Genomic DNA, 19,779 nt, shown 5'->3' on the forward strand with positions numbered 1-19,779 from the left:
TGACAATATCGCGTCAGCGGCGCCGGAAATATTCGCTGGGCGGCACGCCGAGCGCCTTGCGGAACATCGCGGCGAATGCGCTCGGGCTGTCGTAGCCGTGTTCGAGCGCCAGTTCGAGGATCGGCGTGCCGGCGGCGAGCCGCGGCAGGCTCAGCAGCAGCCGCGCATGGCGGCACCATGCGCCGTGCGTCATGCCGGTCTCGCGCTTGAACGCGCGGGCGAGGGTGCGTTCGTTCATGTGCGCGTCGTCCGCCCAGCTGGTCAGCGTGACGTTCGAGGCCGGATCGTTGATGAGGCGCGTGCACAGCGCGACCAGCGCGGGATGGCGCGGCATCGGCACGTGCAGCGACAGCGGCGGCGCGATCTCGATCTCGTCGAGGATCAGCGCGAGCACGCGGCCGGTGCGGCAGTCGAGATCGTAGTCGGGCGGCAGGTCGCCCGCCGTCACGATCAGTTCGCGCAGCAGCGTGCTGACCGCGATCACCCGGCATTCGTCCGGCAGGCCCGGGCGCACCTCCGGCGCCACGAACACCGTGCGCATCTGCACGTCGGCCGCCGTGTCGATCTCGTGCTGCGTGCCGCCCGGCACCCAGACCGCGCGGCCGGTCGGCACCACCCAGCTGCCCGCGTCGGAGCGCACGATCATCACCCCCGAGATCGCATGGATCAACTGCCCCTGGCGGTGCGAGTGCGAAGGAAACGAGGTGCCGGCCGGCGAATCGGACGCGACTACGCCGACCTGCTTGTCCTTGTCCTTGCGTTCGAGCAACTGAAAGAAATTTTCCATGTGTCTTTTTCTCGACGATGAATGCGCCTTCCGCGTGAGATCAACTCTATGACCCGAACTTAACATGACAGTACCGTTTGTTCGACTTTTATTGATCGATGCCCGACGTGCCTTTCCAGATGACTCTGCCGCACCGCCTCCGACATACGCGGCTCGCGTCCGCGCTGCTGCTGACCGCCTCGCTCGCCGCCTGTTCGGTCGGCGAGCCGTACCGGGCGCCCGCGGCCGATGCCGCCCGCGAAGCGCCGTTCGATGCCGCCGGACAGGCGCCGGTCTCGACCGCCGGCGCACTGCCCGACCGCTGGTGGAGCCTGTACGGCGACCCCGCGCTGGACGCGCTCGTGAGAGAAGCGCTTGCGCAAAACCGCGACCTGGCGGTCGCGATGGCCCGCGTCGAACGCGCGCGCGCCGTGCTCGACGAAGCCGGCGCGTCGCGCTTGCCCGATACGAAGCTCGGGTTCGGCGTCGATTACGGCAAGCACTCGCCGGACCAGATCGTGGCGGCCGCGACCGGCGCCACCGCGAAGTCGCGCTGGGGCTATGCGCCGTCGTTCGCGGTGTCGTGGGAAGTCGATCTGTGGGGGCGCGTGCGGTATCTCGTCACCGCCGCGCAGGCCGATGCGGATGCGGTGCAGGCCGCGTCCGACGCGATGCGGGTCGCCGTGGCGGCGGAGACCACGGGCGCCTATACGCGCGCCTGCGCCTACGGCGAGCGGATCGACGTCGCCGAACGCTCGCTCGCGGTGGCCGAGCGGATCGCGGATCTGACCGAGCGGCAGCGCACGCACGGGCTCGTCTCCGAACTCGAAGTGGCGCGCGCCCGCGCGTTCGCCGACGACACCCGCGCCGATTTGCCCACGCTGCAGGGGCAGCGCCGCGCGTCGCTCTATGAACTGGCGGTGCTGACGGGCCGCGCGCCCGGCGCGATTCCCGACGCGGCCCTGCATTGCAGCGCGACGCCCGCGCTCGCGCAGCCGTTCCCGGTCGGCGACGGCGCGGCGCTGCTGAAGCGGCGCCCCGATCTGCGCGAGGAGGAGCGGCGGCTGGTGGCGTCGAACGCGCGGATCGGCGTCGCGACGGCCGAGCTGTATCCGTCGATCACGCTGGGCGGCTCGGTGAACCTGCTGTCGACCACCGGCCATCTGTCGTCGCTCGGCGACAAGTACGCGGCGGCGTGGAGCGTCGGGCCGTTGATCAGCTGGCGTTTTCCGAATCTCGCGGTGAGCCGGGCGCAACTCGCGGAGGCGCGCGCCGACGATCGCGCCGCCCGCGCGTCGTTCGACGCCCACGTACTGCAGGCGCTGAAGGAAACCGAGCAGGCGCTCGCGCTGTACGGCGCGTCATGGCGCCGCCGCGACGCGCTGCAGACGGCCCGCGTGCAGCACGCGCGCGCGTTCCGGCTCGCGGAACTGAATTACAAGGCGGGGGCGGTCGATTTTCTCGACGTGCTCGACGCCGAGCGCAGCCTGGTGTCGGTCGATGCGGCGCTTGCCGCGTCGACGCAGCAGGTCGCGCTCGATCAGGTCGCCGTGTTCAAGGCGCTGGGGGGCGGTTGGCAGCAGTAAGTCGTAATGGTGGGCCGCCCGTTAATCTGCACGCTTTCATCGAACTATCATCATGAGCACCACTGTCGTACCTGAAAAAAATGCCCGGCTCACGAAGCGCCACTGGATCGTCGCGGGCAGCGGCCTGCTGATCGTCGCGATCGCCATCTTCGGCTGGCGCTGGTGGGTGGTCGGGCGCTTCATCGAAAGCACCGATGACGCCTACGTCCGCGCCGACATCGTGACCGTGAGTCCACGCGTCTCCGGTTATGTCGCGAGCGTGTCGGTCGACGACAACCAGCAGGTGAAACGCGGCGACGTGCTCGTCACGCTCGACAACCGCGACTATCGCGCCAAGGTCGACAACGCGCAGGCGGCGGTCGAGGCGGCGGCGGCCACGCTGCAGGCGGAACAGGCGGCCGCGGCGACGCTCGACGCGCAGATCGGCCAGCAGCGCAGCGTGATCGAGCAGGCGAATGCCGACTCGATGGCCGCGCAGGCCGAAGTGTCGCGCCGCGACGCCGACGCGACGCGCTACAAGCAGCTGCTCGCCGAGGAGGCGGCCAGCGGCCAGCGCTGGGAGCAGGCGCGCGCGGATGCGCTGAAAGCGCGCGCGGAGCTGGCGCGCACCGCCGCCGCCGTCCATGCGCAGACGGACCAGCAGGAGGTGCTGCGCAAGCGCCGCGTGCAGAGCGCCGCGGCGATCGAGCAGGCGCGCGCGCAGCTCGCCGCCGCCCAGGCGAAGCTCGAACTCGTGAAACTCGATCTCGAGCATACGGTGATCCGCGCCACCCGCGACGGGATGGTCGGCCAGCGCAGCGTGCGTCCCGGCCAGTACGTCGAGACCGGCATGCCGCTGCTCGCCGTCGTGCCCATCACCGACGTGTACGTGGTCGCGAACTTCAAGGAAACCCAGCTCGGCGCGATGCGGATCGGCCAGCCGGTCGAGATCGACGTCGACACCTACTCCGGCCACACGCTGCACGGCAAGGTGCTCGGCCTGTCGCCCGGCTCGGGCGCGGAATTCGCGCTGCTGCCGCCCGACAACGCGACCGGCAACTTCACGAAGGTCGTGCAGCGCGTGCCGGTCAAGATCCGCTTCGACGGGCTGCCGCAGGACGGGCTGGTACTGCGGCCCGGCATGTCGGTGATCGCGCGAGTCGATACGCGCGGCCCGTCGGGAGAGCGTTCGTGACGGCGGTCGCACACGACGAGCAGGTCTCGCTGCGGTCCTGGGTGGCGGTGCTGGGCGGGGTGTTCGGCTGTTTCATGGCCGGCATGAACGTCCATGTGACCAACGCGTCGCTGCCCGACATTCGCGGCTCGCTCGGCGCGAGCTTCGAGGAAGGGTCGTGGATCACCACGGCCTACCTGGTCGCCGAGATCGTCGTGATCCCGCTGACGGGCTGGCTCGTGCAGGTGTTCTCCGCGCGCCGCGTGCTGCTGGTGGGCGCGTCGGGCTTCCTGCTGTTTTCCCTCGCGTGCTCGGTCGCGCCGAGCATCTCGACCATGATCGTCGCGCGCGCGCTGCAGGGCGCGTTCGGCGGCGTGCTGATCCCGCTGTCGTTCCAACTGATCGTCACCGAACTGCCGCCGTCGCGCCATCCGTTCGGGATGGCGCTGTTCGCGATCGCGAACAACGTCGCGCAGGCCGCGGGGCCGTCGATCGGCGGCTATCTCACCGACATGTATTCGTGGCGCTGGATCTTCTATCTGCAGATCCCGCCCGCGATCGCGCTGATCGCGGCGATCGGCTGGGCGATTCCGGCGGTCCCCGCGCACCTGTCGCGGCTGCGCAATGCCGACTGGTTCGGCATCGCGACGATGGCGATCGGGTTGAGCGCGTTGCAGATCGTGCTGGAGGAGGGGGGGCGCAAGGACTGGTTCGCGTCGAGCATGATCGTCCAGCTCGCGATCGTCGCGGCCGTCGGGCTCGTCGCGTTCGTGGTGATCGAGCTGCGGCGCGCCGAGCCGTTCATCAATCTGCGGCTGCTGGGCCGCTACAACTTCGGCATCGCGAGCCTGATGCAGTTTCTGTTCGGCGCGGTCGTGTTCGGCGTGGTGTTCCTCGTGCCGAACTACTTCGCGGAACTGCAGGGCTACAGCGCGCGCGACATCGGCATGGCGATGATTCCCTACGGGCTCGTGCAGTTCGCGATGTCGTTCCTCACGCCGCCGCTGATGCGCCGCGTGAGTCCGCGCCTCGTGATCGTCGCGGGATTCGCGCTGGTCTCCGCCGGCTGCCTGATGAACATCCATCTGGATACCAATGCCGGATCGAACGTGATCGTGCCATCGCTGATCGTGCGCGGGATCGGGCAGGCGTTCGTCGTGATCGCGCTGGCGGTGATGGCGGTCGACGGCATGGAAAAGTCGCAGCTTGGCTCGGCGTCGGGCGTGTTCAACATGGTGCGCAACGTCGGCGGCGCGATCGGCATCGCGATCGCGAGCCAGATCGTCGTGGAGCGGCAGAAGCTGCACGCGATGCGGATCGGCGAAGCGGTTTCGCCGTTTTCCGAGGCGTTCCAGGAGCGCATGGCGATGCTCGCGCGCATTCTGTCGCGGGTTCACGTCGACCGCGCCGATGCGCTGCCCGGCACCGCGTACGGCGGCGTGCACGAGCTGGCGCTCGGTCTGATCAATCAGCGGGTGATGCGCGAGGCGCTGCTGATGGCGTACAGCGATACGTTTCTGATCGCGGGGGTGGTGATGATCGCGTGTACGGGAGGCGCATTCGTGTTGCGAGGGCGGCGCAAGACCGCCTGAACCAGCAATCCGCCGGGACGATGGCGGCCGCGCGGCAGGCGGCACGTGTCGCCCCGGCAGATGAACGCCGCTAAATCGACGGCGGGCCGGCATGCCGGCCGTACTATCCGAGGGCCAGCAGGAAAAAGCCGCGACCGGTATTGCGCCGGCCGCGGCTTTCATTTGTGCGCGTCGCGCGGTGTCGTTCCGAGGCGACACCCGTCGTTCGACGCGCCCCGAAGGGGAGCGCGAAGGGCGGGCCGTCCGCGACCCGCACGACGGTCGAGACGCCCGGCGCGGCGCCGCCGGCATCGCGGCCCCGCTTTGCCCGGAGGGCGCGGCGGGGTGCCGTCCGGCGATGATTACTTGTAGGTCGCGCTGAGCTTGCCGAAGTCCAGGCTGCCGTAGCCCGTCGCGTAATCCCAGCCCGACTTCGCGCTGTAGCCGTGGCCGCTGTAGCCGTTGTTGCCCGACGTGACGTCATGCAGCACGGTCTTGTCGGTGGCGAACGTCTTGTAGAAACCCGACGTCGGCAGCCCGATGCTGTTGTTGTGCGCGGACAGGACGCGCGCGAAGCCGCCCACGAAGATCGGCGAAGCCAGGCTGGTGCCGCCGACCGGCCCGTAGCCGGTCTTGCCCTTGAAGACCAGGTAGGCCCCCGACGCTTGCGCCGCGTCGAACGAGACGTCCGGCAGCACCCGCTTGGTGATCGAGCTGCCGAGCGCGGCGGTTTGCCAGGCCGGCGCCGCTTCGAACTGGCTCACGCCGCCGCCGGTGGCCCAGAGGCGCACGTCGTAGTCGAGCAGGTTGCCCTGGTCGTCGACGTCCGCGTAGGCCAGCCCTTCGTTCCAGACGGTTTCGCCGCTCCAGGTGGTCTTGTTGGTGGTCGACAGCGTGGTGCCGCCGACCGCGACGACGTTCGGCGAATGCGCGGGCCAGGACACGCTGTATTTCGACAGGTCGACGGTGGTCTTGACGCCGCCGCCGCTGTTCGTGCCCACGACGCCGGGTTGACCCTGCGGCGAATAGGACCACTGATAGACGCCTGCGTCGCCCGACGACACGGAGAAGATCTGGCCTTGCGCGACCGCCTGCTTGAAGGCCGCGTCGGTGGTCTTGACCGCGCCGGTGGCGTTCGCCGCGGTTTCGTCCTCGCCGAGCGAGACGTTGATGATCTTGGCTTCGTTGTCGGTGACGGCCTTGGTGATGATGGTCGCGATCGTGCCTTCGGTCACCGCGCTGTCCCGGCTATCGCCGTTGGCCCCCGTGTAGAGGATCAGCTGCTTGACGCCGCCGGACGTGCCGATGATGTCCTGGCTGTCGAGATCCCATTCGCCCGGGTCGCTGGCGGCGAAGGTGCCGGTTCCCGCCTTGACGGTCTTGGTGCTGGTGGTCGGCAGGCCCGCGTTCTTCGTGAAGATGTCGAGATCCTTGATGACCTGGCTCACGTCGCCCCAGGTGATGATGCCGACCGTGGTGTTGGTCGCGGCGGGCAGGCTGCTGGCGTTGTAGATCTTCGCGAAATCGGTCGGCTGGTGGGCGGCCTGCGAGCCCGCCGCCGCCTTGGCCGCGTCGGCGCCGACGTTTGCGGCGCGGTAGAGATACGGATGCGGCGTGACGGCGTTCTGCAGGCCGAGCACGGAATTCACGATCGGCCCCAGCGACGACGGAACCAGCGCGGCCGAGTCGTTCGCGTACACCGGCTTGCCCTTGTAGGTGAAGCGCTTGATGGTCGCGTGGAAGGCGGTTTGGACGTTGGTCGCGTTGCCGTCCGCCGTGACCAGCTGGTTGTTGGCCGACACGTCGATGTTGCTGAAGCCGCTTGCCTTCAGGTGGTCGACCACGGCCTGGACCTGCGCATCCGTCGGCGCGAAGCGCGCCTTGAATTCGGCCGGCGTCAGGAACTTCTGGTAGTTCGCGCTTTGCGGATCGTTGACTTCCTTCAGGAAGGCGTCGAGCTGGGCTTCGTTACGGCTTTTCAGCGAAACGGTGATGTGCAGCGGCTGGCTCAGTTCGAGCGGCGTCACGGCCGAGTTGGCCAGCTCGGGCGTGCCGGTACTGTTGAGCGTGTAGCCGGCGGCGGCGTCCGATGCGGTCCGGGCTCGCGCGGCGCCGCTGGCGGCCGGCGCCGCCGGCGCATTGGGCACCAGGAAGGCGCTGGTATGGGTGGACACCCAGTCGGATGCCGCGCGGGCGGACAGCGGGAGCAGGGTCGACGCGATCGCGAGCGGCAGCAGGGCGAGCGTGAGGCGCTTGGACGTTTGACGAACGGCGTGCTTGGTTTTCTGCATGAGTAGACTCCGAAACATTGACGAAGAACGATTGCAGCATCGCGGCCCCCTTAGTGAGGGCGGACGGGATGCAAGCTGACGCAAGACCAGGGCGGACAACGAGATTCACGGCGACATGGATTTCCCTCCGGAAGAACGGTCGATCGGGTTTCGTGCGGCGCGGTCCTCGGCCGGGGTTCTGCGGCTTGCCGGTCAAGGCCCAAGTCATTTTCAGGTAATTAGAATTCCTATCTGTTTGTCCAATGAAACGACGCTTTCGGATGCGGCCGGATCGGATTCGCTGCTGCTGCTGCTGCTGCTGCGGACGACGGTCGAGGCGACGCGCACGGATGTCCGGGCAAAGCGGTGCCCCGGGCGCGCATCCGGACAGGTGCGCGCCTGCTCTGCACATTCGATTTTCCGACTCAAGCCGGCGTACCCGGTTCGTACCGCCACGCAATGACTGTTTCCCGCAACGCCGCCGAACGGTCGAATGGTTTTCGATCGCCGGGGTTGCCGGTTTTCCCGACAGGGTTTTCACATCCGCATATTCGAGATAATCTCGGATATGTCGGAATTAATCGGCGCGCGATTATAAATTCCAATTCGGCATATTCTTATGCTGAAATCGGAATAATCTCATGCCGTGCCGGAAGTTAATCGGCCGTCGGGAATACTCTTGCGTTTCTGAACAGGAAGGCGCCCTCGTAAAAGCGTAATTGTATTTAAATAAATCTGTAAGGCATATGTTTGGATTGCGTATGCCCGGTAAGATTCTGTAATGCTTGAACCGGAAGATAACAATGAAAAAATCCGCTCGTCAAACTTTTTTTGATTGACGATAAAACATTTAATTGGGGGAGGGCGTCTTGCCGATTCCGGTGCGCGGGATGACGGGAAAAAACGATCAATTGCCGATCGGTCGGAATGATTGATTAACTAAAAAACTTATTTTCTCGATAAACAGCGAGGAATCGCCGTTCCCGCATCGGAGGAGAGTGAATCGACAGACATTTATCCGGTCGATTCATCCGGATGGAGCGGGAGAGGCGGCGCGGCTCTCGATGGGCGCGATGCTGGCGCGTGGGTTCGGCGCGTGTCGGGCTATGCCCGCTCAACCGGTTCGCGGTCGTTTCCCGGCCGCGATTGCGCGACGGCGAGCGGCGGACGGCCCCGCGAGGGCCGCCCGGTGTACGCATGCCGGCGCGTCGTTACAGCGCCGGCATTTTGCGTCAGACGTCGAAGAACACCGTCTCGCGCTCGCCCTGCATGCGGATGTCGAAACGGTACACCGCGATCCCTTGCGGCGCCGGTTGCTCGCGGCGGGCGAGCAGCGTGTCCCGGCGTTCGGCCGGCACGCTCGCCAGGACCGGATCGGCGGCATTGGCGGCGGCTTCGTCGGCGAAATACACACGGGTAAAGGCATGCGTGAGGATGCCGCGCATCATCACCGCGACGTCGATGTACGGTGCGCCGCCGTCTTGCGTGCGGCCGGGCTTCACGGTGCTGACGAAGTAGCGCTGCTGCGGATCGGTGCCGGTGCCCACGCGCGCGAAGCCGCTGAAGCCGTATGCCGCGATATCGGCCCGCGACGCGGGGTAGCGGCCCGCGCCGTCGACCTGCGTGAATTCGAGCAGCGCGTCGCCGACCACCTTGTCGTCGCCGTCGAACACCTGGCCGATCAGCAGGATCGGTTCGCCCGTCGCGTGCGGCGCGGCGATGACCGGCGAGAACAGACTCGCGAGGTCGTAGTTGTACTGCTGCGGACACAGACCATACGCGAAGTACGGGCCGACGGTCTGCGAAGGGGTTTGTTTCAGCGTCGTCATGGTCAGCGCTCCATCGGGGTGGCGTCGCGGCCGCGCAGCACGATGTCGAATTCGTAGCCGAGCGCGTAGCCCTCTTCCGTGGTGTCGATCGAAAAGCGCGAGATCAGACGCTCGCGCGCGGCGTCGGGGGTGCCCTGGAAGATCGGATCGAGCGCGAGCAGCGGATCGCCGGGGAAGTACATCTGCGTGACGAGGCGCGATCCGAAGTAGTCGCCGAACAGCGAGAAGTGGATGTGATTCGGCCGCCATGCGTTCGGATGATTGCCCCACGGATACGCGCCCGGCTTGATCGTCAGGAAGCGGTAGCGGCCGTCGCCGTCGGTCATGCAGCGCCCCGCGCCGAGGAAGTTCGGGTCGAGCGGCGCATCGTGCCGGTCGACCTTGTGCACGTAGCGGCCCGCGGCGTTCGCCTGCCAGATCTCGACCAGCGTGTCGCGCACCGGCCGGCCGCCTTCGTCGAGCACGCGGCCCGTGACGATGATGCGTTCGCCGAGCGGCTCGCCGTTGCGCACGGCATTGCGGGTCAGGTCGTGATCGAGCGCGCCGAGATCTTCCGCGCCGTAGACGGGCGCACGCTGGTTGCGGAGCTTTTCCTTCAGCGGAATCAGCGGCCGGGTCGGCCCGCGTTTCACCGACGACCGGTAGTCCGGATGAACGTAGGCCGGATGCGACGGCCAGTCGCGCGGCACAAGGAGGAGCGAATCCATCGCAGGTGTCTCCTGATGGTGTTGTGGTGGGGAATGTCAGAACTTTATCGAATCTGAAAAGTTATGCAAAATGATGTTTTATTGAATCTCGTATAACTAACCGTTATGAAAAACAGAATTGCCGATGCGCGGGTCAAGTTCAGGCACCTGCAGTGCTTTCTGGCGGTTGCGCAGTTCGGCGGCGTGCAGAAGGCGGCGGAGAGCCTGTCGATCACGCAGCCGGCCGTCTCGAAGACGATCGCGGAGCTGGAGGCGATCCTCGGCGTGAAGCTGTTCGAGCGCGGCCGGCAGGGGGCGCTGCCGACCCGCGAGGGTCAGCTGTTCATGCCCCACGCGAACGCGTGCGTGCTGGCGCTGCGGCAGGGCGTGAGCCTGCTGGCGCGCGACGGCGGCGCGGCGGCGGCCACCCTCGAGATCGGCATGCTGCCGACGGTGGCGGCCTCGCTCGCGCCGGCCGTGATGAAGGCGCTCGCCGCGCAGTGGCCGCGGGTCGTCGTGCGGATCGCGACGGCTGCGAATGCCGACCTGCTCGAACGCCTGAAGGCGGGCGCGATCGAATGCGCGGTCGGGCGCCTGTCGGAGCCGGAGCGGATGGTCGGGCTGGCGTTCGAACAGTTGTACAACGAGCCGCTGGTCGCGGTCGTGCGCGCCGGGCATCCGCTTGCCGGCAGCACGTCGGCGGCCGCGCGGCTCGCGCAGTTTCCGGTGGTGCTGCCGCCCTACGGCACGCTGATCCGCCAGGCGGCCGACCAGTTGTTGAGCGCGTGCGGTGCGCCGCCGCTCGAATCGTTCGTCGAGGTGCTGTCGGTGTCGGTCGCGCGGGCGCTTGCGCTCGAGAACGATGCGGTCTGGTTCGTGCCGCGCTATACGGCCGAGGCGGATTTCGCCGCGGGTACGCTCGAGCGCCTGCCGTTGCCCGCGACGGGCGCCGACGAACCGGTCGGCCTGATCCTGCGCACCGATGCGCAGCCGTCGCCCGTCGCGCGCACCCTGATCGAGGCGGTGCGCGAGGCGGCGCGCGAACGGTTCGCGCCGGCGGGCGCCCGGCGGCGGCCGCGCTTGCCACGGGGGGCGGCCGCGCTTCGTACATAATGGCCGTTTGGTATTTTTCCACTGAGATCGTGTAGCGTCGCGGTCGTCTATACAAGCATGAAATCGACACATGCCGGAGTCCGCGGACGGAGCGGTCCGGGGTACCGGATGCCGTTGGGGTACGCGGTGATCGCCGGCGGCGTAGCCGTGGCGATCGTCATGATGTCCATCTGCGCGGCGATCCTGCGCGACAGCCGCGCCGATGCGTTCGAGCGGGCGCAGGATGCCGCGCGCAATACGCTTCTGATGATCGAGCGCGACGTCTCGCGCAACTTCCATATCTACGACCTGACGCTGCAGGGCGTCGTGGAAAGCATCAACAAGCCGTGGCTGGCCGGGCTGCCCCTCGAACTGCGCCGCGAAGTGCTGTTCGACCGCGCGGCGGCGGCCGATTTCATCGGCGTGATCTACGTGCTCGATGCGAACGGACGGATCAAGCTGTCGTCGAACGGCGGCGCGGTACCGACCCGGAGCTTCGCCGATTGCGATTTCTTCATCGCGCAGCGCGACGATCCGGATCTGGGGATGTATGTCGGCTCGCCGTACCGGGCGCGGCTGATCGAGGGCGATCCGAGCATCGCGCTGTCGCGCCGGATCGACACGCCGGACGGCCGTTTCGACGGCATCGTCGTGATGGCCGTGCGGCTCGCGTATTTCCGGCGGTTGATGTCCGGGATGGAAGTCGGCGAGCACGGCTCGCTCGGGCTGGTCCACGAGAACGGCCAGCTCGTGATGCGCATGCCTTACGAGGACGGGATGATCGGCCGCGATCTGCGCGGCACCGGACCGTACACGCGGATGCTGTTCAGCCGGTCGGGTTCGTTCTCGGACGTCGCATCGGTCGACGGCGTGAAGCGCTACTACCTGTATCAGCGGATCGACGGCGTGCCGCTGGTCGTGCAGGTCGCCGTGGCCGAGCAGGACATCTACGCGGAGTGGCGCAGCCGTGCGTGGCGCTTCGGCATGTTGACCACGGCGTTCAGCATCGCATTCGTCGCGATGAGTCTGTGCCTCGCGCATTCGCTATGGCGCAAGTCGGCGGCCGAGGCGGCGCTCGCACGGCTCGCCGGCACCGACAGCCTGACCGGGCTGCACAACCGCCGCGCGCTCGACGAAACGCTGGAGCGCGAGTGGCGGCGCGCGGTGCGCGGCGGGCGGCCGCTCGCGATCCTGTTCGTCGACATCGATCACTTCAAGCGCTACAACGACGCATACGGCCATCAGGTCGGCGACGAAGTGCTCACGCGCGTCGCGCGCTGCATCGCGGGGCAGGCGAGCCGGGCGGGCGATGCCGTGGCGCGTTACGGCGGCGAGGAGTTCGTCGTCGTGCTGCCCGATACCGATCCGAACGGCGCGCGGGTGGTGGCCGAGCGGATCCGGCTGGCGGTGCGGCTGCTGGCGATCGCGCACGAGCAGTCGGAGGTGGGATTCGTCACGGTCAGCATCGGCGTCGCGGTATGGGAGCCGCACGACGGCGTGGCCGCGCCGGAAGTCGCGGCGGTCGTCGAGGCGGCCGATCAGGCGCTCTACCAGGCGAAGGCGAGCGGGCGCAATCGCGTGGTTCATGTGAGACTGGGTTAGGACGGCGCGGGGGGCCGCGCCGCCGTCCGCTCACGCCGCGCGCGTGCTGCCCTGCCGCATCCGCAGATAGGCCAGCGCCGCCGCCGCGAGCGCGAGCGGCCACGCCAGATACCAGCCGGTCGTCACGAACAGTCCCGCCACGGCCACCAGCGCGACGAACGAGCAGCGATGCGCGAAGCTGCCGCGCGGCAGCAGCTTCATCGCGGCGGCCGCGCCGAGTGCGTACACCATCACGAAGCAGCCGGACGTGACCAGCACCAGCGGCTTCGGTCCCATGCCGGTGACGACCGCGGCGACGAGCGCGCAGCCGGCCAGCGCCGCGATCAGCGCAAGGCTGCGGCGCGGCACGCCGCCCGTCTGGCTGCCGTGCGCGAGCCAGCCGGGCAGCGCACCGTCGCGGCCGAGCGCCGCGCCGAGTTTCGCCGCGCCGGCGAAATACGCGTTCATCGTACCGAGTGTCAGCAGCAGCGCGGCGGCCGCGGCCAGCGCGCCGGCATGGCCGCCGATGCCGCGCGCGATCAGCGCCGCGAGCGGCGCGTCCGAGGTGCCGGCCGATGCGCCGAGCACCAGCACGCTCGCGGCCGCGACCGACAGGTACAGCAGGCCGACCACCGCGACGGCGATGGCGGTCGAACGCGGCAGGTCGTGCGCGGGCCGGCGGAACTCGGCGGCGAGATGGGTGATCGCCTCCCAGCCGGCGAAGCTCCAGACGAGGAGCGCGGCCGCTTGCCCGATCGCGAGCCAGCCGTGCGGCGCGAACGGATGCAGGTTCGACAGCCGCGCGTGCGGCGCGGATGCGAGCACGGCCGCGAGCAGCAGCGTGACGAGAAGCGCGGACAGTACGAGCTGCATGCGTCCGGATACCGTGACGCCGAACGCGTTCGCCGCCGACACGGTAGCGATCAGCGCGGCGGCCGTGACGATCACGGTGGTCTGGCCGCCGCCGATCACGGCCGCGACGTACGCGCCGCCGAACATCGCGGCGGCGGGGGCGCCCGCGGGCACCGCGAAGTAGAAGCACCAGCCGACCACGGCGGCGGCCTTCGGGCCGAACGCGTTGCGCACATAGGTGGACACGCCGCCCGCATCCGGATAGCGCGCGCCGAGCGCGGCGAAGGTGGCCGCAAGCGGGATCGACAGGATCACGAGTCCCGCCCACGCGAGCAGCGATGCCGGACCGGCCACCTCGGCGGCCAGCGCGGGCAGCGCGATCACGCCGGTGCCGAGCACCGCGCCGATGTAGAGCGCCGCGCCCTGGAAGATCGTCAGCGAACCGGTGTGGGGCGAATGCCGAGCGGCGGCCGCGCCGGTGTCGGCGGAATGCGTCATGAGCAGGGTCTCCTGGAGCGGGTGAACGGGTCGGGTCGGCGTATCGCGAGCGCGCGGATGAGGTTCCGACGATGCGCTGCGCGCTGCGATGATAGTGGATCGCGCGACGCTTCGCGCAAGCGAATCGCGTAGTCGTGCGCGGTTGTCAGCAGATCTGGCGGGAGGGCGCCGAACGGCGGCAATGGTTCGCATGGAGGGCGGCGGCCGGACGCTGCGCGCGGGCAGGCGGCAGCCGCCGGAGATGCCGGATGCGATCCGCGCGCGGAACGAAAGAAGCGAACCGGAGACCGCTTCGAATCGGGCGCTCGTTTGTCGCTTGTCTGTCAGTAGCGGCATCGCGCGGATCGATGGATACTCCGCGATGCGAGTGCTTCACGAGATGAAGGCCTTTCACGCGGAGGCGAGCAACCCCGGCACACCGGATATCGATTTTCCCCATTCCGTCGATGCTTGGACCCTGGCGCGTCCGAGCGGAGGCCCGCACGACGCAACGCAAACAGACGCCAATCCGGATCGGATGCCGCTCCACCCTCAGACGCAAGGATCACCCATGTCACAAGCCGAGAAAGCCCGACGATTCGCCGCCCTGCATGTCCGGGGCGACCCTGTCCTGCTTTACAACATCTGGGACGCGGGCGGCGCGAAGGCCATTGCCGACGCCGGCGCCGCCGCCGTTGCAACGGGCAGCATGTCGCTGGCCGCGGCGCATGGCTATGGAGACGGCCAGCATATCCCGCTGGATCTGGTATTGCGGATCGTGTCCCGGATCGTCGCGACCGTCGATCTGCCGGTCACGGTGGATTTCGAAGGCGGGTATGCCGAAAGCCCGGAAGCACTCACCCGGAATGCGGCGAGCCTGATCGCCACGGGCGCGGTCGGCGTCAATTTCGAAGACCGGGTCGTGGACGGGGCGGGGCTGTATCCGATCGCCCGCCAATGCGAGCGTATCGCCGCGATCCGGCGGGCGGCCGATGCGGCGGATGTTCCGCTGTTCATCAACGCGCGAACCGACCTGTTCCTGAGCGAATCCGACAAAAGCCGCCATTGCGCGCTGCTCGCCGAGGCGACCGACCGTGCCGTCGCTTATGCGCAAGCCGGCGCCGACGGATTCTTTGTGCCCGGGCTTGCCGATGCCACGCTCCTCACGACGCTTTGCGATACCCTCGACCTGCCGGTCAATGCCATGCGCGTCGGCGACGTGCCGGACCGGGCGGCGCTGGCGGCGCTCGGGATCGCACGCGTGTCTTTCGGGCCGGCGCCCTATTTCGAAGCGATGGCCGGGATACGGGCCGCGTTCGGCAAGGTGTGATCGGGCGAGGACCGGCGCGTGTGCCCCGGCTTGCCCGGGCGGGTATGCGGCGACCGTTCGGCGAGCCGCTCACGGCGGCGCCGGCGTAACGGCCGCCGTCAGCGGTGGCGCGCGAGATGCACGCGTGCCGCTTCGCGTTCGTGCGCGTCGAGCGCATCCGCATAGACGAACTGACCCGCGACGAGCGATGCGACCGGCACGCCGTCGCGGTACAGCACGCGATTGCCCGCGAGCGCGGGCACCTTGTCGCCGGGCAGCAGCGTGCCGACGAGATTGAGCGGATCGGCGCCGCTCACGCAGATCATCCGGCCGTCGGGCGGCTGGCGGCGCACGTCGCGCAGCACCGGGATCGCCTCGGGCAGCGCGAACTGCTCGCCCGCGAGCCCCGCGATGAAGCGGCCGCCGCGAATCTCGCCGCGTGCTTCGAGTCGCTGGTACACGCGCAGCAATGCGCGCCAGCCGGGCAACCATGATGCTTCGCGCTCGAGTATCCGCCACCACACGACGCCGTAGCGGCGCAGCAGCGTCCACGCGACGTGTTCGAGCGTGGCGGGGGCCGTCGCGTCGAAGCCGGGCACGCGGTTCGGCGCGGTGGGCTCGCGGGTGTCGTCGACGGGCCGCCGCACCAGCGCCCAGCGTCCGGCGTCGTCCATGCCGCCGATCAGCGCGCCGCCGCGCCGGGTGCGCGGCGCCCAGTACGCGCCGCGCTTGACGGCCGGTTTCAGCAGCGCGCGCAGCCCCGCGAAACTGTCCGCGTTGACGAGGCCCGCCGCGACCAGCTCGCCGAGCGCCCCTTCCAATTCGACCTGAAGCAGATGCGTGTCCGCGAGCAGTTCGTCGAAGAACATCGCGCCGTGCGCGGCGAGCGTGTCGCGCACCCGTTCGCCGCGCGCGGACAGCGCGGGCTGCGCGGCCGGATCGCGCAGCGCCTGCCACGCGGCGAGGTCGCGGCGCGGCAGCAGCACGACCGGCGTGGTCTTGACCGGTACGCTCGCGCTTTTCGCGGGCGCGCCGATGCGCGTCCACGCCAGCTTGCCCGACCGGCACAGCGCGTCGAGTCCGCCCGTCATGTAGTCGGTCAGCCGCGCGGGCAGCAGCGCTTCCTCCCACGCGAGCGCCGCCGCCTCGAAGCCCGCCAGCTGTTCGACGACCGCCGCGAGCGCGTCGCGGCCCGTGCCGCGCGTGTCCGGCGATACGCGTTGCCAGTGGAACAGGAAGCGCATGAAATCGGCGCGCTCGACCGGCTCGATCTCGCGCCGCAGCCGCTTGACGGTATAGCGGTGGATCCGCGCGAGCAGATGCCGCTCGCACCATTCCTCGTCGGGCGCGCCCGGCGTGAAGCGGCCGCGCATCACGTAGCCTTCGCTTTCGAGCGCGGCCAGCGCCGCGTCGATCGCGGCGCGCGGCAGCCCGAGCGGCGCGGCGATCTCCGCGACGGTCGATGGACCGAAGCCGGTGAGCCGTGCGCGGACCACGTCGATCAGCGCGGCGCCGGCCTCCCACGGATCGGCGAAACCCGGCGGCGGCTTCAGCGCCGGCGCGAGCGACGCGTCGGGGTGGAGCGCGCGCAGGCACGCCACGCGCTCGGCCGGCAGCCACAGGCCGCCGCCGTCGGCGAACGCGAGCCGCGCGACCCGCTTGCCGGCGGCCAGCGCGTTGAGCCACGCGCGCCAGCCGTCACGCGCATCGGCTTCCGCGTCCGCGATGCACGCGAGGCCGATCAGCGCATCGTGCAGCTCGTGCGCGTCGCGGACCAGCGGCCACGCCTCGTCGCGCACCGCGGCGATCGCGTCGGGGTCCAGCGTGCCGAGATCGTCGGCGTTTTCCGGATCGCTCCAGCGGCGCGCGAGCACGGCTTGCGTGCGGCGCTCCTCGAGCGGCGCATCGTCGAGGAATGCGTACGGTTTCGCGTTCAGGATTTCGGCCGCGAGCGGCGACGGCGCGGGCAGGTCGCGCGCGACCAGCTCGACGTCGCCCGCCTCGATCCGCCGCAGCAGCGCGAGCCAGCCGTCGGTGTCCATCGCGTCGTGAAGGCAGTCGTCGAGCGTCTGGTCGACGAGCGGATGTTTCGGCACCTCGCGTTCGCCGACCAGGTTTTCCGCGCATGCGACCTGATCGGGGAACACCGTCGCGAGCAGATCCTCGCTTTTCATGCGCTGCAGTTGCGGCGCGGTTTTCCGGCCGCCCGTGTAGCGCGGCAGCGCGAGCGAGGTGGTGGCGTTCCAGCGCCAGCGCACGCCGAACAGCGGCGCGTCGAGCAGCGCCTGGGTCAGCACGTGTTCGGCGCTGGCCGAGCGCAGGTAGCGCCAGACCTCGTCGAGCGCGAAGCTGTGCGCGAGCGACAGCGACAGAATGATCGCGTCGTCGGTGGCGGCCGCCTGTAGTTCGAAGTTGAAGGTGCGGCAGAAGCGCTTGCGCAGCGCGAGCCCCCACGCGCGGTTGATGCGGCTGCCGAACGGCGAATGGATCACCAGCTGGGTGCCGCCCGATTCGTCGAAGAAGCGCTCCATCACGAGCGTGTCTTGGGTCGGCAGCGCGCCGAGCGCCGAGCGCGCGCGCGCCAGATAGTCGACGATCTGCCGCGCCGCGTCGTCAGGCAGCGCCAGCTCGCCGGTCAGCCAGCGCAGCGCGGGCGCGAGGCGGCTCGCGTCGGCGCCGTCCGCCGGCGGCGCGTCGTTCGGCGCGAGCAGCGCGTCGAGCCGGGCGCGCAGCCGGGCGACGCCCGCCGACAGTTCGTCGCTTCGCCCCGGCGCTTCGCCGAGCCAGAACGGAATGTTCGGCGACTGGCCGCGTGCATCCTCGACGCGCACGCGGCCCGTCTCGACCCGGATGATCCGATACGACTGGTTGCCGAGCTGGAATACGTCGCCGGCCAGGCTCTCGATCGCGAAATCCTCGTTGACGGTGCCGATGTTCACGCCCTGCGGTTCGAGCAGGACGGCGTAGTCGGCGTTGTCGGGAATCGTACCGCCCGACGTGACCGCGGTGAGCCGCGCGTTGCGCCGCCCGCGCACCGTGCCGCCGACGATGTCGCGATGCAGATACGCGCCGCGCGGCCCGCGCCGGGTGGTGAAGCCCGTCGCGAGCATCGCCATCACGTCGTCGAACTGCTCGCGCGGCAGCGCCGCATAGGGCGCCGCGCGGGTCACGCAGCGATACAGCGCCGTCTCGTTCCACTCGGCGCAGCCGGCTTCGGCGACGATCTGCTGCGCGAGCACGTCGAGCGGCGCGCGCGGGATGCGCAGCAGGTCCAGCTCGCCGCGCCGGATGCAGTCGAACAGCGCCGCGCATTCGATCAGTTCGTCGCGCGACAGCGGGAACAGCCGGCCTTTCGGCATTCCGCCGACCTGGTGGCCGGAGCGGCCGACGCGCTGCAGGAACGGCGCGATCGCGCGCGGGGAGCCGATCTGGCAGACCAGATCGACGTCGCCGATGTCGATGCCCAGTTCGAGCGACGCGGTGGCGACCAGCAGCTTGAGCTTGCCGTGCTTGAGCCGCTGCTCCGCGTCGAAGCGGTGCTCTTTCGCGAGGCTGCCGTGATGGGCGGCGATCGCCTCCTGACCGAGCCGGTCCGCGAGGTGGCGCGCGGTGCGCTCGGCCATCCGCCGCGTATTGACGAACACCAGCGTCGTGCGGTGCGCGGCGGCCAGCTCCGCGATCCGGTCGTAGACGCGCTCCCATGCCTCCGTCGACATCACGGGTTCGAGCGGAACGGGCGGCAGTTCCAGCGCGAGGTCGCGCTCGCGCGCGTGGCCGGTGTCGACGATCGCGCAGTCGAGCGGCGCGTCGTCGCGGCCGCCGACGAGGAATCGCGCGACCGCCTCGACCGGCTTCTGCGTCGCGGACAGTCCGATGCGCGGCAGCCGGCGTCCCGTCAGCGCGTCGAGCCGTTCGAGCGACAGCGCGAGATGGCTGCCGCGCTTGCTGTTCGCGAGCGCATGGATCTCGTCGACGATCACCGTGCGCACGGTCGACAGCATGCGCCGCCCCGAGTCGGACGACAGCAGCACGTACAGCGATTCCGGCGTGGTGACGAGAATATGCGGCGCGCGCTTGCGCAGCGCGTTGCGCTCCGCCTGCGTCGTGTCGCCGGTGCGCACCGCCGTGCGGATCGCCGGCACCGGCAGGCCGCGCCGCGCCAGCTCGGCGCCGATTCCGGCGAGCGGGGCGTCGAGATTGACGTGGATATCGTTGGACAGCGCCTTCAGCGGCGATACGTAGAGCGTGAGCGTCGCGTCCGGCAGCGTGCCGCCGTGCGCGAGCGCGTCGCGGACCAGATCGTCGAGCGCGGACAGGAACGCGGTCAGCGTCTTGCCGGAGCCGGTCGGCGCGGCGACGAGCGTCGAGCGGCCCGCCTTGATGTGCGGCCACGCGCGGGCTTGCGCGCCGGTAGGGGCGGCGAAGGTCTGCGAGAACCAGGCGGCGACGGCGGGATGGAACGCATCGAGCGCGCCGGCGGGACGGGTGACGGTGACGTCCATCGGGCGGTAAATGGGGCGAGAGCCGGGCGCGACAGTGCGTCCGGCCAAGCCGCCAGTGTGCCAGAGGCGGCACGGATGTGCTGGCCGACGTGCGTGCTTTCGGCG

The 19,779-nt window shown here is 69.3% G+C and carries 13 protein-coding genes; 7 read left to right on the forward strand and 6 right to left on the reverse strand.

What is annotated here, in order from left to right:
- Positions 1-13: 13 nt before the first annotated feature.
- Positions 14-787 (reverse strand): AraC family transcriptional regulator, encoded by a 774-nt coding sequence (locus tag RZR99_RS01460; RefSeq protein WP_323117936.1) that lies wholly within the window; start codon positions 785-787, stop codon positions 14-16.
- 119 nt (positions 788-906) lie between these two features.
- Between RZR99_RS01460 and RZR99_RS01465 the strand changes: the two genes are divergently transcribed.
- Genes RZR99_RS01465 through RZR99_RS01475 form a run of 3 tightly spaced genes read left to right on the forward strand, consistent with a single transcriptional unit; the run spans position 907 to position 5,097 of the window.
- Entirely contained in the window at positions 907-2,352 is a 1,446-nt protein-coding gene (locus tag RZR99_RS01465) for a TolC family protein (RefSeq protein WP_323117937.1), read from the forward strand.
- A 52-nt stretch (positions 2,353-2,404) separates the two neighbouring features.
- Positions 2,405-3,526, forward strand: a complete 1,122-nt coding sequence (locus tag RZR99_RS01470; protein WP_323117938.1) for an HlyD family secretion protein — start codon at positions 2,405-2,407, stop codon at positions 3,524-3,526.
- A complete protein-coding gene (locus RZR99_RS01475) occupies positions 3,523-5,097 on the forward strand; it encodes a DHA2 family efflux MFS transporter permease subunit (RefSeq protein WP_323117939.1) in 1,575 nt (524 codons plus the stop codon). The genes RZR99_RS01470 and RZR99_RS01475 overlap by 4 nt, the downstream gene beginning before the upstream one ends.
- Positions 5,098-5,438: 341 nt before the next feature.
- Here RZR99_RS01475 and RZR99_RS01480 read toward each other — a convergent pair whose 3' ends face one another.
- The gene (locus RZR99_RS01480; RefSeq protein ID WP_323117940.1) at positions 5,439-7,367 is read right to left on the reverse strand and encodes a S53 family peptidase; all 1,929 of its coding nucleotides are present in this window, start codon (positions 7,365-7,367) and stop codon (positions 5,439-5,441) included.
- Positions 7,368-7,482: 115 nt separating this feature from the next.
- Here RZR99_RS01480 and RZR99_RS01485 point away from each other — a divergent pair, with 115 nt between their 5' ends.
- Entirely contained in the window at positions 7,483-7,809 is a 327-nt protein-coding gene (locus RZR99_RS01485; protein WP_323117941.1) for a hypothetical protein, read from the forward strand.
- Positions 7,810-8,578: 769 nt separating this feature from the next.
- Here RZR99_RS01485 and pcaG read toward each other — a convergent pair.
- Positions 8,579-9,175: a protocatechuate 3,4-dioxygenase subunit alpha gene (gene pcaG, locus RZR99_RS01490; RefSeq protein WP_323117942.1), complete on the reverse strand. Its 597-nt coding sequence runs from the start codon at positions 9,173-9,175 to the stop codon at positions 8,579-8,581.
- A gap of 2 nt (positions 9,176-9,177) precedes the next feature.
- Positions 9,178-9,882, reverse strand: coding sequence for a protocatechuate 3,4-dioxygenase subunit beta (gene pcaH / locus RZR99_RS01495; RefSeq protein WP_323117943.1), 705 nt, complete (start codon positions 9,880-9,882; stop codon positions 9,178-9,180).
- Between the two features lie 105 nt (positions 9,883-9,987).
- Here pcaH and pcaQ point away from each other — a divergent pair, with 105 nt between their 5' ends.
- A complete protein-coding gene (gene pcaQ / locus RZR99_RS01500; RefSeq protein WP_323117944.1) occupies positions 9,988-10,974 on the forward strand; it encodes a pca operon transcription factor PcaQ in 987 nt (328 codons plus the stop codon).
- 108 nt (positions 10,975-11,082) lie between these two features.
- A complete protein-coding gene (locus RZR99_RS01505) occupies positions 11,083-12,555 on the forward strand; it encodes a GGDEF domain-containing protein (protein ID WP_323117945.1) in 1,473 nt (490 codons plus the stop codon).
- A 30-nt stretch (positions 12,556-12,585) separates the two neighbouring features.
- Here the strand turns inward: RZR99_RS01505 and RZR99_RS01510 are convergent, their stop codons facing one another.
- Entirely contained in the window at positions 12,586-13,884 is a 1,299-nt protein-coding gene (locus RZR99_RS01510) for an APC family permease (RefSeq protein ID WP_323117946.1), read from the reverse strand.
- Between the two features lie 181 nt (positions 13,885-14,065).
- Here RZR99_RS01510 and RZR99_RS01515 point away from each other — a divergent pair, with 181 nt between their 5' ends.
- Complete coding sequence (locus RZR99_RS01515; protein WP_323117947.1) at positions 14,066-15,193, forward strand: isocitrate lyase/PEP mutase family protein; 1,128 nt, start codon at positions 14,066-14,068, stop codon at positions 15,191-15,193.
- Between the two features lie 98 nt (positions 15,194-15,291).
- Here RZR99_RS01515 and RZR99_RS01520 read toward each other — a convergent pair whose 3' ends face one another.
- Complete coding sequence (locus RZR99_RS01520; RefSeq protein WP_323117948.1) at positions 15,292-19,674, reverse strand: DEAD/DEAH box helicase; 4,383 nt, start codon at positions 19,672-19,674, stop codon at positions 15,292-15,294.
- Positions 19,675-19,779 lie beyond the last annotated feature (105 nt).

It is taken from the genome of Burkholderia alba (assembly GCF_034721475.1).
Taxonomy (GTDB): Bacteria; Pseudomonadota; Gammaproteobacteria; order Burkholderiales; family Burkholderiaceae; genus Burkholderia; species Burkholderia alba.

What these genes read in the sequence shown, in the direction of transcription:
- pcaH (WP_323117943.1), bottom strand. Translation starts at nt 9,882, where the DNA reads ATGGATTCGCTCCTCCTTGTGCCGCGCGACTGGCCGTCGCATCCGGCC.
- RZR99_RS01460 (WP_323117936.1), bottom strand. Translation starts at nt 787, where the DNA reads ATGGAAAATTTCTTTCAGTTGCTCGAACGCAAGGACAAGGACAAGCAG.
- pcaQ (WP_323117944.1), top strand. Translation starts at nt 9,988, where the DNA reads ATGAAAAACAGAATTGCCGATGCGCGGGTCAAGTTCAGGCACCTGCAG.
- RZR99_RS01465 (WP_323117937.1), top strand. Translation starts at nt 907, where the DNA reads ATGACTCTGCCGCACCGCCTCCGACATACGCGGCTCGCGTCCGCGCTG.
- RZR99_RS01480 (WP_323117940.1), bottom strand. Translation starts at nt 7,367, where the DNA reads ATGCAGAAAACCAAGCACGCCGTTCGTCAAACGTCCAAGCGCCTCACG.
- RZR99_RS01520 (WP_323117948.1), bottom strand. Translation starts at nt 19,674, where the DNA reads ATGGACGTCACCGTCACCCGTCCCGCCGGCGCGCTCGATGCGTTCCAT.
- RZR99_RS01485 (WP_323117941.1), top strand. Translation starts at nt 7,483, where the DNA reads ATGGATTTCCCTCCGGAAGAACGGTCGATCGGGTTTCGTGCGGCGCGG.
- RZR99_RS01470 (WP_323117938.1), top strand. Translation starts at nt 2,405, where the DNA reads ATGAGCACCACTGTCGTACCTGAAAAAAATGCCCGGCTCACGAAGCGC.
- RZR99_RS01515 (WP_323117947.1), top strand. Translation starts at nt 14,066, where the DNA reads ATGGTTCGCATGGAGGGCGGCGGCCGGACGCTGCGCGCGGGCAGGCGG.
- RZR99_RS01505 (WP_323117945.1), top strand. Translation starts at nt 11,083, where the DNA reads ATGCCGTTGGGGTACGCGGTGATCGCCGGCGGCGTAGCCGTGGCGATC.
- pcaG (WP_323117942.1), bottom strand. Translation starts at nt 9,175, where the DNA reads ATGACGACGCTGAAACAAACCCCTTCGCAGACCGTCGGCCCGTACTTC.
- RZR99_RS01510 (WP_323117946.1), bottom strand. Translation starts at nt 13,884, where the DNA reads ATGACGCATTCCGCCGACACCGGCGCGGCCGCCGCTCGGCATTCGCCC.